Origin of the sequence: Coprococcus sp. AM100_B19A, from assembly GCF_027662015.1 — a bacterium.
In the GTDB taxonomy this organism is placed as follows: Bacteria; Bacillota; Clostridia; order Lachnospirales; family Lachnospiraceae; genus Allocoprococcus; species Allocoprococcus comes.
Genome location: NZ_JAQDKN010000001.1, coordinates 314,195 through 329,894 on the forward strand (window position 1 = coordinate 314,195; position 15,700 = coordinate 329,894).

General features: G+C 52.8%; 16 protein-coding genes. All 16 read right to left on the minus strand.

Annotated elements, in window-relative coordinates:
- Nucleotides 1-6: 6 nt before the first annotated feature.
- The 16 genes from PGQ33_RS01500 to PGQ33_RS01575 all read right to left on the minus strand — a co-directional run bounded on the left by PGQ33_RS01500 (nt 7) and on the right by PGQ33_RS01575 (nt 15,697).
- Nucleotides 7-783 (minus strand): hypothetical protein, encoded by a 777-nt coding sequence (locus tag PGQ33_RS01500; RefSeq protein WP_118574001.1) that lies wholly within the window; start codon nt 781-783, stop codon nt 7-9.
- A gap of 14 nt (nt 784-797) precedes the next feature.
- Entirely contained in the window at nt 798-6,707 is a 5,910-nt protein-coding gene (locus PGQ33_RS16745) for a phage tail tape measure protein (RefSeq protein ID WP_330663203.1), read from the minus strand.
- 113 nt (nt 6,708-6,820) lie between these two features.
- Entirely contained in the window at nt 6,821-7,660 is an 840-nt protein-coding gene (locus PGQ33_RS01510) for a nucleotidyl transferase AbiEii/AbiGii toxin family protein (RefSeq protein ID WP_270205114.1), read from the minus strand.
- Nucleotide 7,661: 1 nt separating this feature from the next.
- Nucleotides 7,662-8,246: a type IV toxin-antitoxin system AbiEi family antitoxin domain-containing protein gene (locus tag PGQ33_RS01515; protein WP_144095669.1), complete on the minus strand. Its 585-nt coding sequence runs from the start codon at nt 8,244-8,246 to the stop codon at nt 7,662-7,664.
- A gap of 118 nt (nt 8,247-8,364) precedes the next feature.
- Nucleotides 8,365-8,529 (minus strand): hypothetical protein, encoded by a 165-nt coding sequence (locus tag PGQ33_RS01520; protein WP_173769484.1) that lies wholly within the window; start codon nt 8,527-8,529, stop codon nt 8,365-8,367.
- A complete protein-coding gene (locus PGQ33_RS01525; protein ID WP_173702802.1) occupies nt 8,526-8,906 on the minus strand; it encodes a hypothetical protein in 381 nt (126 codons plus the stop codon). The genes PGQ33_RS01520 and PGQ33_RS01525 overlap by 4 nt, the downstream gene beginning before the upstream one ends.
- A gap of 67 nt (nt 8,907-8,973) precedes the next feature.
- Nucleotides 8,974-9,945, minus strand: coding sequence for an SPFH domain-containing protein (locus PGQ33_RS01530; RefSeq protein WP_270205115.1), 972 nt, complete (start codon nt 9,943-9,945; stop codon nt 8,974-8,976).
- The gene (locus PGQ33_RS01535) at nt 9,864-10,478 is read right to left on the minus strand and encodes a major tail protein (protein ID WP_107000215.1); all 615 of its coding nucleotides are present in this window, start codon (nt 10,476-10,478) and stop codon (nt 9,864-9,866) included. Before PGQ33_RS01535 ends, PGQ33_RS01530 begins: the two co-directional genes overlap by 82 nt.
- A 34-nt stretch (nt 10,479-10,512) precedes the next feature.
- Nucleotides 10,513-10,830: a hypothetical protein gene (locus tag PGQ33_RS01540; protein WP_118578283.1), complete on the minus strand. Its 318-nt coding sequence runs from the start codon at nt 10,828-10,830 to the stop codon at nt 10,513-10,515.
- A gap of 10 nt (nt 10,831-10,840) precedes the next feature.
- Nucleotides 10,841-11,218, minus strand: a complete 378-nt coding sequence (locus PGQ33_RS01545; protein WP_270205116.1) for an HK97 gp10 family phage protein — start codon at nt 11,216-11,218, stop codon at nt 10,841-10,843.
- Nucleotides 11,196-11,549 carry a phage head closure protein gene (locus tag PGQ33_RS01550; protein WP_270205117.1) on the minus strand — a complete coding sequence of 118 codons (354 nt, stop codon included), beginning with the start codon at nt 11,547-11,549 and terminating at the stop codon, nt 11,196-11,198. Before PGQ33_RS01550 ends, PGQ33_RS01545 begins: the two co-directional genes overlap by 23 nt.
- Nucleotides 11,549-11,887, minus strand: a complete 339-nt coding sequence (locus PGQ33_RS01555; protein WP_270205118.1) for a head-tail connector protein — start codon at nt 11,885-11,887, stop codon at nt 11,549-11,551. Before PGQ33_RS01555 ends, PGQ33_RS01550 begins: the two co-directional genes overlap by 1 nt.
- A gap of 26 nt (nt 11,888-11,913) precedes the next feature.
- A complete protein-coding gene (locus PGQ33_RS01560; RefSeq protein ID WP_270205119.1) occupies nt 11,914-13,119 on the minus strand; it encodes a phage major capsid protein in 1,206 nt (401 codons plus the stop codon).
- Nucleotides 13,120-13,176: 57 nt separating this feature from the next.
- Nucleotides 13,177-14,076, minus strand: a complete 900-nt coding sequence (locus tag PGQ33_RS17115; RefSeq protein WP_330663204.1) for a head maturation protease, ClpP-related — start codon at nt 14,074-14,076, stop codon at nt 13,177-13,179.
- Nucleotides 14,073-15,482 (minus strand): phage portal protein, encoded by a 1,410-nt coding sequence (locus PGQ33_RS01570; protein WP_107000222.1) that lies wholly within the window; start codon nt 15,480-15,482, stop codon nt 14,073-14,075. Before PGQ33_RS01570 ends, PGQ33_RS17115 begins: the two co-directional genes overlap by 4 nt.
- Nucleotides 15,482-15,697: a holin gene (locus tag PGQ33_RS01575; RefSeq protein ID WP_270205120.1), complete on the minus strand. Its 216-nt coding sequence runs from the start codon at nt 15,695-15,697 to the stop codon at nt 15,482-15,484. The genes PGQ33_RS01570 and PGQ33_RS01575 overlap by 1 nt, the downstream gene beginning before the upstream one ends.
- Nucleotides 15,698-15,700 lie beyond the last annotated feature (3 nt).

Below are 15,700 nucleotides of genomic sequence, written 5' to 3' on the forward strand. Positions count from 1 at the left end.
CTCCCCTCAGAGCGTCCACCAACGGGGAATGACTTCCACCGCCGTGATACCGCCTGTCCATGTGATCTGTGTCTTTCCCTCCGGCAGTTCCGGGAAGTCATCCGAAAGGATGGTCTCATTGCAGAAGCCGGAAGCGTTGTAAGCGTTGTGCGTCTCACAGTTGAGCAGCACATAGTCTTTGATGCTGTGGATGGTGATCTTCTCTTCCCCCACATACAGCTCGCCGCCGCTGTCTCCGTAAACCTTGAAGATGGGCTGTGCAGGAAAAGCAAAGGGGTTCTTTAAGGTCGACCTGCCATCCAGCCGGATCGTCCGCTGCCCGTCCACGCTCCACCTCTGGGGCTTACAGTTAAATGCCAGCTCCATCTCAGCGGCTTTCTGAGCAGTCACATCAAAGGCAAGGGCATCCTTGCAGACTGCCATCCGGAAGAAATCCGGGTCGTAGGTATCCTGCAATTTCTGATACCCCACCGGCGACAGAAGCCATGCCTTGACTGCTGCTGTCTTAGCTGGCAGTCCGTTGAAGAAAAATGCCTTATACTTGATATCCACATTCTGATACCTGCGGCGGCCTGCCTTTGCATTCTCGGTAAGGATGTCTCCGTTCCTGCCGGGTACGGAGGTGCTCTCCACATCCGCAGCCGGGGAATCATACACACCGGGACCAGACAAATATAATAGGAAGTCTTTGCTGGACTTCCCAGCAAACGACAGATACTGTCTGGCATATCTGTCTTTTAACTGAAACTGTGATACTGTTTGCTTGGGGGTGTTATAGCCCATACGCATCTCCTCCTTTACTTGAAGACCGAATCATCCTCATGGATCATGCCGTTGATCTTATCGGCAACGGTCTGTGCGAGTTCATCGTCGTTCCGGGCATTATAGCCGTTGACTGTGATATACACACCGCCAAGGTTGGTCGTCCGGGTGGTGCCACCTCCGGCCAGAGCCGCCTGCGGGAAGTTCCAACCGGAGCCATCGAAATGTGGCAAGGTCAGTTCCGGCAGACTGAAGGAGCTGATGCCCTCCATACCCTGCTGTACCTTTGCTGCCATCGACCTGATCTGGCTGATCAGTCCGCCTTCGCCTTTCTTGATGCCACCGGAAAGCAGCTTCATGAAGTCGGGCATATAGGTGTCGGCATCTGCCAGCGGTCCTTCATCCGGCACAGAGAAGTGCAAGAACGAGCGGATACCGCTTGCCACACTCTTGACCGCATTGCCGACCCAGCTGACGCCCTTTTTGATACCTCCGGCGATACCGCCAACGATGTCTTTGCCCCAGCTGACCGCCGAGGAAACCACGTTCTTGATGCCGCCCCATATGGACGATGCCACATTGCCAATAGCAGAAGCCGCATTGGAGATTCCGTTCTTAATGGCATTTACTCCATTCGAGAAGGTGTTCTTGATCCCGTTCCAGATATTTGTGACGCCCTCTCGGAAGCCATCGCAGTTTTTCCAAAGAGCGGTCAGTCCAAGACCGATACCTCCGACCGCCGCAACTGCGATACCTGCAGGACCCGCCAGGCCAGCAAGTGCTGTGCCTGCGGATGCGAGGAAACCACCTGCGGAACTTGCTACCCCTGCAAGGGCTGTACCTGCGCCGGTGGCCAGACCGGATACGGTCGTACCCACAGAACCGAGCAGACCGGAAAGCGTTGTGCCGACTGTCCCGGCAATACCGCCCAGCGAAGAACCGATAGACGATACAATACCGGAAAGACTGCCGCCTAAGCCGCCGATCTTCGACACTACACCGGAAAGCAGCCCGCCCAGATTCGACAGGATTCCCCCACCGCTGGAACCAAGGCTTCCCAGCTTCGAGATGATGCCGGAGATTCCCTCTCCCAGACCGCCCATTTTGGAGGTCAGCCCAGAGATCAAATTGCCAAACTTCGACACAATCTGACCGCCATCTGCACTGCCAATCTTCGACAAGAAACTACCGATATTGGACAGCAGACCACCACCGTTCTCTGTTCCGAGGGCATTACCGAGGTTCTGCATCGTACTACCAAGGTTTCCGATGGTATTTTTCATGGAACCGAGCCTGTCCACAAGACCAGTGACCGTGTTGACCATGTCACCGACCTTGCTGATGCCGCTTCCCAGGTTCTTTAAGAAGTCCGAGTTGAAGGTATCGCCTAGGCTACGGATCGCATTTCCAAGGGAACTGGTCTGGGAACTCAGCTCACCAATGGAGTCCTTCATATCCGTAAAGTCCTGCTTCACTTCATCGCTCATGCCGCCGACTGCGGTTTTGGTGATACCCTGCAGGTCAGTCCAGATCTGCTGGAACTGTGTTTTCAGACCGGAAAGCCCGGACATCAACTGGGACTGGATACCGCTGCCCACATCCCTTGCAGCACTACCGATACCGCTCTGACTTTTCTTGATCGTGGTAGCAAAACTGCCGACCACGGAATCCATCCAGTCGCCCAGAGAATCTACCGGGGTCGTAAGGTTGTTGCTCATAGACCCAGCAAGTCCCTGCACGGCTTTCACCACCGACTTGACATTTTTCTTAATGCCGGTCGCCAGCAGCTTCATGAAGTCCGGCATATAGGTGTCTGCATCAGACAGAGGACCTTCGTCTGGTACCGAGAAATGCAGCAGACTTCTGACCCTGCTTGCGACATTTTCTGCCGCTGCGATCACGGAACCGGCTGCTGCCCGGACACCTGACGCCATCTGGGAACAGATATCTGCACCCCAGCGGTATGCCGAAGAAGCAATCGAACCGAGCGAGTTAAAGCTGCTCCTGATACTTGCAACACCAGAAGAAACCGTGCTGCGCAGGCTGGACATTGCCGAAGACACCGTGGACTTGATGCTGTTGAAGGCAGAGGTCGTGGTAGATTTCAGTGTGTTCCAGCCGCTTGTGACCGTACTGCGAACTGCGGATACAGAGGAAGTTGTATGACTCTTGATGCTGTTCCATGCAGTCGTGATGACTGTTTTGATACCATTCCAGCTGGTATTCGTCAGGTTTTTCACCGCATTCCATGCGCTGGTCATGGACGTTTTTACAGAAGCGGTCGCAGAGGTGGTAAGGGATTTAATCCCGTTCCACGCTGTGGTAATGACCGTTTTAATTCCGTTCCAGCTGGTCGTTGTCAGCGACTTCACCGCATTCCATGCACTGGTCATGGACGTTTTCACTGCTGCTGTCGCAGAGGTCACATTGGATTTCACCGCCGCAAAGCTGTTCTGGATACTGGACTTGATGCTATTCCATGTGCTGGCGGTACTGGTCGTAATGGAACTCCATGCGGATCTCATCGCGGCACTTACACCTGCCGTTCCAGTTTTCACCGTCTGGCTGATGGCTGCCCAACCCTTACTGTATGCCTGCTCCACGCCCCTCATGGAGTTGGTGATGGAGGTAGACAGCGTGGTGGACAGGTTCTCCGCCGCCGCAGTCACAAGGCTGGTGTTGGTCGTGATACCGTTTGCCAGACCCTGCATGAAGTCCGGCATCCAGCTTTCCATATCTGCCAGAGGTCCTTCATCCGGCACAGAGAAGTGCAGGAAGGAACGGATACGGTCTGCCACTCCCGATACAGCACTTGCCACATCCTGAATCCTCGACTGGATACCGGACACAATGTTGCCGATCATGTCAGAGCCCCACGAAAATGCCTGTCCAGCCAGACCCTTGATAAAGGAAACTGCACTGTTAAAGCCGTTCGTGATGGTGGTCTTAATACCGGAAATCGTAGAAGAAATCCCGGATTTCATCGAGTTAAAGGCTGTGGTTGCCGCGCTCTTGATGCTGTTACTGAGGGACGAAACCGTAGACTTCATGGCATTCCAGCCGGAGGAAACCACCGATTTGATGCCATTTACCACTCCGGAGATCTTGCTGTTGATGGCAGTCCAGATAGAAGAAACCGTGGACTGGATCGCAGAAAGGACCGTCGAGATGACCGTCTTGATTGCATTCCATGCCGTACTCATCCTGGTTTGGATGCCAGTCAGCAGCGGAGACAGGAAGGATACAATGGCGTTCCACACCGTTGTCACTGCAGTCTGGATTGCTGTCAGCACCGTGGAGATAGCTGTCTGAATCGCTGACCAAACTGTAGAGAAAGTCGTCTGCAATCCAGTCAGCATCGGAGTCACGAAGGCAACGATGGCGTTCCAGATGGAAGTGATCTTCGTCTGAATTGCGGTCAGTGCTGCGCCGACCAGGATCTGGATCGCCTGCCAGATGGTCTCAAACAGATATTTAAACGCATCCAGCAGAGGCTTGATGGTGTTGTAAATGCCATTCCACACCGAAGTGATGGTCGTGCTGATGGTGTTCATGACCGTAGAGATCGCAGTCGAGATCGCCGTCCACACAGTTGTCACCGTGGTATGGATCGTATTCAGCACAGAAGAAACTGCTGTGGAAATAGCAGTCCAGATAGTGCTGAAGGTCGTCTGGATCGTGGTCAGGACCGTCGTAAAGAATCCGGAAACTGCCGTAAACGCAGTAGTTGCCACTGTCTGGATGGCAGAAACCGTGTTGGAGAAGAAACTGCTGATTCCACTCCATACCGTCTCAAAGAAACTCTTGATACTGCCCCACACAGTCTGCCAGTCGGTACCAAACAGACCAAGGAAGATATCCAGTGCGCTTTTCAGGGCATCCAGTGTCGTGGAGAAAATGGTCTTGATTCCCTCCCAGATGCCAGAGAAAATCCCCTTTGCTGCTTCCCATGCTCCGCTCCAGTTGCCCTGGAACAGATTAGAGAATACATCGAACAGACCGATCAGGGTATCCAGCACAACACTGAGGACAGTAGCAATGTTCTGGAACGCTCCCTCGAACAGCGGTGCAAGCACCTGACAGAAGCCGTCCCAGATGGTCTTCAGCACCTCGGTGATGTCCTTGAAATCAAAGCCCAGACCGTTGATGCGCTGGATCAGCTGGTCACAGAAGCCTTTCACCTTGGAAACGATGTCATTCCAGATGCCGGTAATGGCTGTGCGGAACTCTTCATTCGTATTCCAGAGGTTCATAAACGCAGCCACCAGCGTACCGATGACTGCCACCACTGCAACGACCGGTCCGGACAAGCCGCCCAGCGCAGCTCCCAGCTTTCCGAACACACCGCTTGCGCTGCCCACATGGGTGATGAGCAATCGGGTGCCCTTTGCCAGAGAGCTGAAGCCGCGCAGCGCTGTACCCACTGTCGAGATCGTTTTACCCAGAACGATAAGCAGCGGTCCGATGGAAGCCGCCAGCAGTGCGATCTTGATGATCGTTTCTCTGGTACTGTCATCCATGCTGTTGAGCTTGTCCACAAAGCTCTGCACAGCAGACACGATTTTACGGATGGCCGGCATAAGCAAGTCACCAAAAGAAATGGCCAGCTCTTCCAACTGAGATTTCAGAATGGTGAGCTGACCGTTTAAGTTGTCCTGCATGGTTTCTGCCATGCTCTCAGAAGCACCATCGCAGTTTTCAATGGCACCGCTGAGTTTGTCGATATCCGACTGGCTGGCATTCATCAGGGCAAGGAAACCGGACATGGCGTTCTTGCCGACCAGTGCTTCTGCATTTGCAGCTTTCTCAGATTCTGACAGACCGGCGAATGCTACGCGGCAATCTGCCAGAATGTCGTTCAGGCTTCTCATGCTGCCGTCTGCATTGCTGGTCGCAATCGTGACTTCACCGATGTTCTTACCGACGAAGGTCACCTCGCCGGCAAGGTTGTTCATGATGGAACGCAGCGAAGTACCAGCCTGCGAAGCCTTGATGCCGCTGTTCGCCATAAGACCGATGGCTTCTGCCGTATCCTCTGCCGAGAATCCCAGCGCACCGGCAATAGGCGCACAGTATTTGAATGTCTCTCCCATCATGCTGACATTGGTATTGGCATTGGACGAAGCCGCCGCAAGGATATCTGCAAAATGCCCGGAATCCGCCGCAGACAGGCCGAAAGCGGTCAAAGCGTCCGTGACGATATCCGAGGTCGTGGCGAGGTCTTCACCGGATGCAGCAGCAAGATTCATGATGCCCTCAATGCCGCCCAGCATATCCTCGGTTTTCCAACCGGCCATGGCCATGAACTCCATGGCCGAAGCTGCCTCGGATGCCGAGAATTTTGTCTTGGCACCCATTTCACGAGCCTTTTCACGAAGCTTGTCAAAGTCCTCCCCGGTTGCACCGGAAATGGCAGAGACCTTGCTCATCTCAGCATCGAAGTCTGCTGCGACCTTGACAGCGGCCGTACCGAGTCCCGTCACCGCTGCCGTCACAGGCATAAACTTCTTGCCTACATTTTCGACCGAGGCACCAAGGTTCTGAAGCTTAGCTCCGGCTTCATCGATCTTGGCAAGAGTCGCATTGGTAGTAGCCGCCTGGTCCTGTAAAGACCGCAGATTCTGTTCGGTTTCCACGATCTCACGCTGGAGGGCATCGTACTGCTGCTGGGTGATCTCACCGTTGGCAAGCTGCTCATTGGCCTGCTGTGCCGCAGTCTTTAAGGTCGCCAGCTTTTCTTTGGTTGCTTGAATGGCATCCTTCAGCATCTTCTGCTTCTGGACGACCAGTTCTGTATTGGAGGGGTCCAGTTTCAGGAGTTTGTTGACATCCTTCAGTCCGGACTGCGTCCCCTTGATTGACTTGTTTACATTTTCCAGTGCTTTGGAGAGCTTTGTGGTATCGCCGCCGATCTCAACGGTGATGCCCTGGATTCTGGATGCCATTTGCGTAACCACCTCCTTGAAGGCATAAGAAAAGCCCATCTGCACAGGGCAGACAGGCTAAAAAATGGGTATAAAAATACCCCGTCAGATTTCTCCAACGGGGTTGCTACCGATTATTTAATTTTACTCCATAAGAGCATTGTGCTCTCCATAATATCCTCATAGCTGATATCAGCCGCATACGGATATTTCTTCTGGTAGGACTTCCAAAGTGTATGTAACTGTGCGTCATTACTGACGGCAGCCATAATTTTGGGTGCTTCCTCTTTCAGATTTTCGGTGCTTCTTTTCTTACAGGTTGCCTCAAATGCCTTTTTCAACACATCAGCATCGATGTCCTGCTCGTAAATAGAAAGCAGGGTCTTGATGTCATAGAAGTCTCTCATTCGGGTATTCAAAAGACCTCTTGCAAGAACCGTCTGAAGTTTTTCTGCCAGAATTGTTTCCAAATTATACGACCAAAGGCTGATGGAACGGTCATCCAAGAGCAATTTATAGTTGTACTCGATTGCTCTTGGCGTGATAACATCTCCTGTAGAAATATCAATTTTCATAGGTGTCACAAGTTTTCCCATCACGGCATTCATGGTAAAACGGATACCCGGATACTCCATCTCATCCATGATATTGGAAACTTCCTTAACCTCAAAGGTCACTCCATCGCCAAGGTCGATGTCCTTGATATCATCCACAATCCGTTTTGCATCTTCTGCCGACAGATTCTGATTTTTAATGCTCGTATCGATATCCATCGTGGACCGCAATGCTACGCCAACCATTGCTGTCACCAGCATTCCGCCTTTGATGATAAAATTATCTTTATACTGCGAATTGGCAACTCTCTCAAGAAAACGCTCCATCATGTAGATTCGCATGAGCGTTCTGGCATCTGCCTTATTTTCCTTTGCCACATTCTTAATTCTTCCCTTAACCTGTTCAGGTGTCAGCTGCATTTTACAATAATACCCCCATATATCTGCGGATCACATTATCAACCCGAAACAACTTTGCATATTCCATAAGTCGATTCAGGTCCTTGTCTCTTCTGGAAACATATGTCTTCAGAACAGAATTGAAATCCTGTGCTTCAATACTGCTCCGGCTTCTCATCAGATCACAAATTGTTCGTTCCAGGTCATACATTGGAATCATATTCCCGTCATTGTCTTTCACAATAATCTTTCCGACATCCAGTAATTCCCGTTTTACCGTATATACTTTACAGCTTCCATCCGCTGTAAGCCGGTGTGCATTGTAACCGCTGTATATGGTAAGCGTGTGGACAAACGGTTCTCTGTCTGTCAGACCATGATAATAAAAAGCCTCGTCATGTGAAAAAACAGCATTCGGGCATCTCTTATGAAGCACATACAACTCATCGACCCAATCCGCTCCCGTAGAATAAACACCACGGCTGACCGGCTCCAATCCGTTTTCTCGGACATATTTGTAAAACTTAAATTTTGAAATTCCAGATTTTCCCGCAATTCTCGGCGTAAGGTAATCATGATTTTGAACTAATCTTGTCATCTCATTCATAGAATCACCGTCCTTCCGTGCTTATATTGTAATCGAAATAAGCACGATAGTCAAGTAAAATCAAACGAGCGTGCTTATTTCATGTTTAATATATGCACGCTCGTCGAGTTTTATTCTGTCAAAATTTGTCAAAATCACTTTGCGAAGCCAGCTCTTTGTACGGATAGTCGTCGTTCTGCCGCTCCGTGAACATATCATTGACCAACCCGATGGTCAGCAGGTCGAGGTCGGCGATGCTGATACCGAGCTGTACACAGCGCAGCAGAAAGAGCGGGGTGGTCATTTCCCGCTCACTTTTTCGAGGTTTTTTCTGGATTCCACCTCCGTCTGCACGTTCAGACCCCACAGTTCGATCAGCTGGGGCAGGATCTGGTAAATGGAGAAGGTGTTGAACTGATCCAGGAACTCCTCCGGGCTATCCGGCACATTTGCGGGGTCCGCATGACGGGCCATCAGCCATGCCAAATCCTCGAACATCTCCAGACTGAACAGATCGAGGTTGGAATTGTCCTCATCGTTCTCCCCCACGCTCTTTTCCAGCTGACGCAGGTCTTTGTAAATGTCACGACCGAACTTGATACGGTACAGGCGAGGCACAGCGGCACTTGCCTTAAAGGTGACTTCCTTGCCATCGATCTCGATTTTCTTTGTAACTGCCATAATCGTAATCCTCCATAAATTTCATGTAAAATTGGCAGAGCCGAAGCCCTGCCGTATATCGTGTTTCTTACTCTGCCGGGTCAATGCTGACCAGTGCATTACCGCCACTCACAGTGGGCAGCTTTCCATCCCACTTCTGAACCTTCTGGTAATCGATCAGCGTATCGGACAGGCTTTCTGCCAGTTTGCGGTTTGCCTCTGCCTGTGCATCTGCGGCAATAGAAGTCTTCTGGGCTTCCGCCTCTGCATTGGTGATCGCCACCTGCTTATCCGCTTCTGCCTTGGCAATGGCAGCTTCATTCTCGATCTTCTGCTTATCCGCGTTCTGCTGTGCAATGGACTTCTGCTGGATGGCTTCGTTATAGGCATCCTCGAAATTCATGTCGTTGATGACGACCTTGTTTACGAACACAACGTCCTCACCATATTTCTGCACAAGGGACTCTGCCAGCTTCTGCTGTGCCAGAGGCTCGATCTTGGTGCGGTTGGTTACCTCATTGGGGCCAAGTTCAGCCATTGCAGACTTGATTGCCGATGCCACCAGCTCGTCACCGACCAGATTCTTGATGTCGGACACATTCGCATACAGCCATGCACTCTTTTCAGGAAGCACCTGATAGGTCACGATGACATCAGCAGCATACACAGGGGTCTTATCGGCGGCTTCGCCCCAGACCTGTGCTTCGATATGCTTATCCTGCTGCTTGTTGTTGACCTTGTGGATGCTCTGCACAAAGGGAATGCAGAAGTTGAGCTTGCCGCTCTGAATGGTGGTCTCCTGAATCTGGCCGAAGCTGGTCTTCACGCCCGTGTAACCGGTGGGGATGATGTGGAACGAGCAGACAGCCAGTACCAGAACGATGATCACTGCGAACAAAGGAATAATCTTCTTCATAATCGTATACCTCTTTATAATAATGTAAGCAGAGCCGAAGCCCTGCAGTGTGTGTCGGTCACTTAGCCCTGCGGCTCCTCGGTGTGACTGGTGTCTTCGGTGTCCACAGCTTCTGCCTGCGGCTCGTAGACCGCATCGTACCACTTGTTATAAACATCATCGGTGGTGTTGGTGCCGGTCTTTGCCTTGACATAACCGTTTGCCAGAGGGGTTGCCTGCAGGTTCAGGGTGTCCGTCTTGACTTCCTTGCTGTCCTCATTGGTCTCACCCTCGATGGACGGACGGCTTGCCACACAGTTGTACAGCACATGGCGGATATGGCGCTGGTCACCATCGAACTCGAACAGGAAGGCGAAATGCTCCAGTTCCACATTGGCGTTTTCCGCAAGCACACCGTTGCCATCCAGCTCCTCGTGCATGATGTCCGTGAGGAAGCTCTCCGGGATCAGCGCGATCTCCAGGTCACCCTCGTAGCCGGAGTTGTTATTCACGACATAGTAGGCGATATTGTCCGCATAGAACGGCTCGATCTCGCCATTGGCATCCATAGAAAGACTGACTGCGCCGGGGATGCGGACCGGCTTTGCGTAAGTGACACTGCCATCTTCGTCAAAGGTTGCCTTTGCATAATGGCAGTTTTTCAGGCCAAATTTGACTTTATTGCTTTGCTTCGACATAGTGTTCCTCCCATAAAAATATCCTGCGTGAGCATCACACAGTCAGCTCATACAGGACTTCATACATTTTTTCGGTTTCGATCCAGACCTCGCTTTTCTCATAGTAGAGTTCGTGTGCGGTCAGGACTTCTTCAATATTTGCTTCCATATCCGGGTCTTTGTAGTCGGTGTACACCTCAATGTCCAGCCGGTTGAAATGGTGGTACACAAGGTTATCCGCACCAAAGTTCTCAGCTTTCGGATACAGGAAGCAGATAAACGGTGGATCAGGGCTCTCCCCTTCTGCGAAATGGTCATACGCATAAGGAAGCCCCATCTCCTCCACCAGAGCTTTTACTTCTTCGTGGGTCATTGGTTCCTCCTTACTTTAGTGCCTTTTCGATGAGAGACTGGAGCTGCTCGATGCCGGCCTGCTCTGCCGGAGCGATATGGGGTCTTCCTGCCACCCGTCCGCCGCCGCGCTTGGCATGACCTTTTTCCAGCAGATGTGCCAGCTGGTAGCGGTTCTTGGAATGCACCACCATCTGAAGGCTCTGGCTGGATTCGGACTGTTTGGTCGCCACCCAGCTTCCTTTGTATGCGCCCGTTCTGGACGGTGCATTGGCCGAGATCTGGTCTTTGACCGTTTTGGCAGACTTACGGACAACACTCTTCACCTGCATAGAAGCAAGGGTCGCATATTCTTTTAAGCCTTCGTTGATGGCGTCAGCCATCTCATCAATGCTGACGGTTCTGCTCATCCGGCTGCCTCCTCTCCAGTCTGCAATGAATCTTCAGAATCTTCTTCTGATAGTTCATCGGGTCAACGGATTCGATATTGTAGAGCTGATCCCGGAAGCGGATGCGGTAACCAGTGGAAGTTAATCCTCTGGTCTCGCTGCACCAGCGAACCGTAAACACCACGCTCTTCTGTTCGGCTGTGACCTCACCTTCTTCTTCCTGTGCCTGATAGGTCGAAGCGTAGGCAAAGCAGGTGAAATATTCCTCCCATGTGTTCCGATGGTTTCCGACCTTATCGGTCACGACCGTGCTTTTCTCGATTGTGATCCGCTCATTCAGTTTCTCGATCATCAGAACACCCCCTCCCTCACAGCAAACAGAATGGAACGAAGCGTCAGCATCAGCTGCTTATGGTCAGCTTCGTCCCGGTGCTCATAGAGATACCCCAGTGCATACAGAATCGCTACACGACAGGTGCTGCGCAGGGCTTCCAGTTCCCTTGTGGGCTGTACTCCGTTCTCGGCATCCTGGTCAGCGGCATTGACTGCCTCCCACTGGTCTTCCGAAAGACGGCCAACGTCCTTGCACATCTGCTCCGCAGAAGATAAAAGGATGCCGATCAGGGCATCCTCATCGCTGCTGTCCACGCGGAGATAGGTCTTCGCTTCGTAAAGCGGAATCAGTGCCATAACCGGCTCCTCCTTTCCAGACTTTCTTAGCCCTGCGGTGCCATCTGCAGAAGCTGTACGGCTTCGGGCAGGATCAGCTTGCCATCCACACGCTGGGTGGTCAGGAAACCGACCTGATCAGTACGGGCATACAGCTCGTTCAGACGGCGGAAGGTGCGGTTCTGGCGGTCAGCCACCCAGTAGTAGCTGTAATCGCCAAAGGCCATGACCTTGCTGCCACCCTTGATCTCCGGCATGAAGGCGGAAGTCTTCAGCGGACGGTTCAGCAGGGTATCCGGCTTGCCGATCTCCAGACCCGGCTTCCAGATATAGTTGCCGTTGTTGTCTTTGATGGTCATCATCTGCAGCACCAGGGCTTCGTTGCAGAGGAACTGTGCCTTCTTGCGGTACGGAGCCTTCAGTGCATAGTAGAGCTTGAAGATCTCATCGAAGGTAACGGCATCCTTCTGGGCAGCGGTCACACCGACCTTGGCACCGCCGGTCTCAGCCAGCAGACCCAGAGGCTTGCCCACACCGTCACCGGTGATAAAGGCGCGCTCCTCTGCGTTGCCCATACGCACACCGAAACGGCGGGCAATATAGGTGGCGAGGTCAAAAGCGGAGTCGTTCAGCAGCTCATTGGAGATCTTGATCATGGTGCCCAGCTTGTATGCAGACAGCATGGTCTGGCCGAAGGTAGTATCGCTCTCCGGGATCTCCTCACCCTCATCGATCCAGCTTGCCTCACCGGTATCCTCTGCGATGGGGATCTTACGGGTGCCGGAGCTGGTGCGGATGACCGTTGCCAGACCACGGAAGATGTTGTTCTCCTCCAGTGCCTCCACCAGCTTCTTCTCGAACTCATCGGGAACGGTAAAGCCTCCCTCGGTGTCCTCACCCACAGACAGGGCATTGCGGACCTCGCCGTAATGGCCACGGTTGCGGATCATGTTCCAGAAGTTCTCGGCATACTCGGCAGTGGCGGTCGGCTTGACATCCTTCTTGGCACCGTTCTTCGGGTCGGCGTGGACAGGACTGGAAGTCGGTGCAGACAGCTGTGCCTCGATCTGTGCCTGCTGCTCCAGACGCTCGATCTCTGCACCCAGGTCCTTGACCTCCTGTGCCATCTTGTTGTACTGCTCCACGGCCTCAGCCTTTACCAGACCGTTCTCGCCGCGGTTCTTCTCCAGAAAGTCCTTGGTCTGCTCCCAGAGAGTGTTGCGCTTGGTGCGCAGTTCCAGAATCTTACTCATAGTGTTTGTCCTCCATAGATTGATTTGTGGTGATATAAAAAACAGCCTGAATGCACATCACTTCATGCACTCAAGCTGTTTCATCAGGATATTGTAGGGGATGCTGCCATCCTCGGTCCTGCCGTCCAGATCAAGGACAGGGCCGGAATTGGCAGGTGGTTCGGCCGGAGGTGTCGGCTCTGCGGACGGTTTCGGGTCAGCAGGCGGCTCCTTCGACTCAGTGTGCTTCTGACCTACGTCTTCCGGCTTCACCCCCAGACGGTTCAGGACGATTAGATCCATCTGACGACTGGAGAAAAGGTGCCCTGCCGTATCCTTCTGGAACGGCTTCTTTTCTTCGCCCTCGCCCGGTTCACTGTCAGGGTCTTCTTCCGGATTCTCCGGGTCTGCCGGGTCACTGTCCGGCTCCTCCTCTTTCTTTGCAAAGAGGATCTCGTCTGCGAAGCCCAGCTCCACAGCCTTCTTCGCATTCATCCAGGTCTCATTGCTCATGAGGTTGGCAATACGAGCGTGGCTGAGTCCGCTCTTTGCAGCATAGGCATTGATGATGCTCTCCTTGACTTCGGTCAGCACCTCAATGGCTTTCTCCATGTCCTTGGTGTTGCCCATCGCAACCGTGCTGGGGTCATGGATCATCAGCATGGCAACAGGACTCATCTGAACAGTATCACCGGCCATTGCCACAACAGATGCAGCAGATGCCGCAATTGCATCGATCTTGACCGTGATGCTGCCCTTGTAGTCCTTAAGCATGGTATAGATCTCGGCAGCGGCGAACACATTTCCGCCCGGACTGTTGATCCAGACGGTCACATCCCCCTCGCCGGATTCCAGCTCATCCCGAAACATCTGCGGCGTGATCTCATCACCCCAGAATGATTCCTCATCGATGGGACCTTCCAGCCGGAGGATTCTGGTGTCGTCACTGTTTTTGATCCAGTTCCAGAATTTCTTCATCGGGTTCTCCTTCTTTCATTCTTTCGTGGCTTACTCTCACTCAGCCGATTTTCGCTGTCAGGTTCTTCTTCCGGATCTTGTTCCTCTGGCTGTGTCAGTTTGGGCTGATTCTGCTGGACTGCGGCAGCTTTATTCTGCTGTGCCACTCCTGCATCTTTCAGCTTCACATAGCCGCCGTTCAGGTAGTAGTCGTCACCACCCTCCTCTGCCGGGATGAGATCCATGTTCTCCAGACGATGCACATCATTCGGAGAGAGGAAGCCGTTGCTGATGCCGGTCGCATAACCGTTCATCCGGCTCTGGTAATCGCCACGGAGCAGACCGTCCACATTGAATTTTGGAAAGTAGGTATCCTGCTCCTCCTCCAGCAGCAGATCCTTGATGATGCCCTGCTCGATGCGGACAAGCCACGGGGTCAGGGAGTGCATCACGAAATTCAGTGACTGGTATTCAATGTTGGAGAAGGTCGCCCTGGACAAATCGGCTACCAGATGCGGAGGCACACGGAAGATGCGGCAGATCTCCGTCACGGAAAACTGCTTCGTTTCGAGGAATTGGCTGTCCTCTGGCGGAAGAGAGATTGGTTTATAGGACATACCCTCTTCCAGCACTGCCACACGATGGGCATTGGCTGCACCGCCATAAGCCGCTTCCCAGCTATCACGGATACGGTTCGGGTCTTTCACAACGCCGGGATGCTCCAGCACACCACTGGGCTGTGCGCCGTTCTTGAAGAAAGAGGAACCGTATTTATCTACCGCAATGGAAGTACCGAGGCTGTTCTTCATCATGGCGATTGGCGAGAAACCGATCAGACCATTAAAGCCAAGCCCCGGCACATGAAAGATCTCGTCCCGGCGGAAGTAGATGTCCTTGTTCTGCTCTCCCGGAACTTCATCCGTGTATGCGTGGTAGATATAGTAGAGCTCGCCACTTTCATCCCGGTCAACTTCGACATTTTCCGGCAAAAGCGGATACAGACCCAGCACCGTGTTCTTGCCATCCCGGACGATCTGTGCGTAGGCGTTGCCCCAGAGAAGCAGATGGGTCATCAGCGTTTCCCAAAAGACAAAGGATGTCATCTCCGGGTTGGGCTGGCGATACAGAATCTTATACAGCGGATGATCCCGCGCCTTTTCCTTGTTTCCATTATCGTCTGTCATCCGGTAGAGATGCAGCGGCAGTGCCGCAATGGACTCTGCCAGCAGACGGACACAGGCATACACAGTCGGGATCTGCATGGCAGCTTTTTCATCCACCTGCTCCCCGGCATTGGAACGGCCAAATACAAAGGTCTGCCCGGAATCGCGGACGTTATCCGTGACCTTCGGCAGGCCTTCTTTTGGTTGTTCTGTTTTGGGAGAATCCCTTGGGTTCTCAAACCCCATCCATTCCCAGAATCCCATTAAGCCTTATCCCCTTTCTCCAGTTCCGGCAGACCGGCAAGGCTGGTACCGAGGGACGCAACACCCGCCACGATTACTGCACTGCTGACCGCCATCCAGTCCACCGTGCCGCCGGGCATCTGTGTCACGACCAGGGCCGCGCCGGTCTGGAACATTGTCTTTGCAGCACGGATGCCGGCTGCCTTCCACCATTCTGCACTCATCAGATACTTCATTGT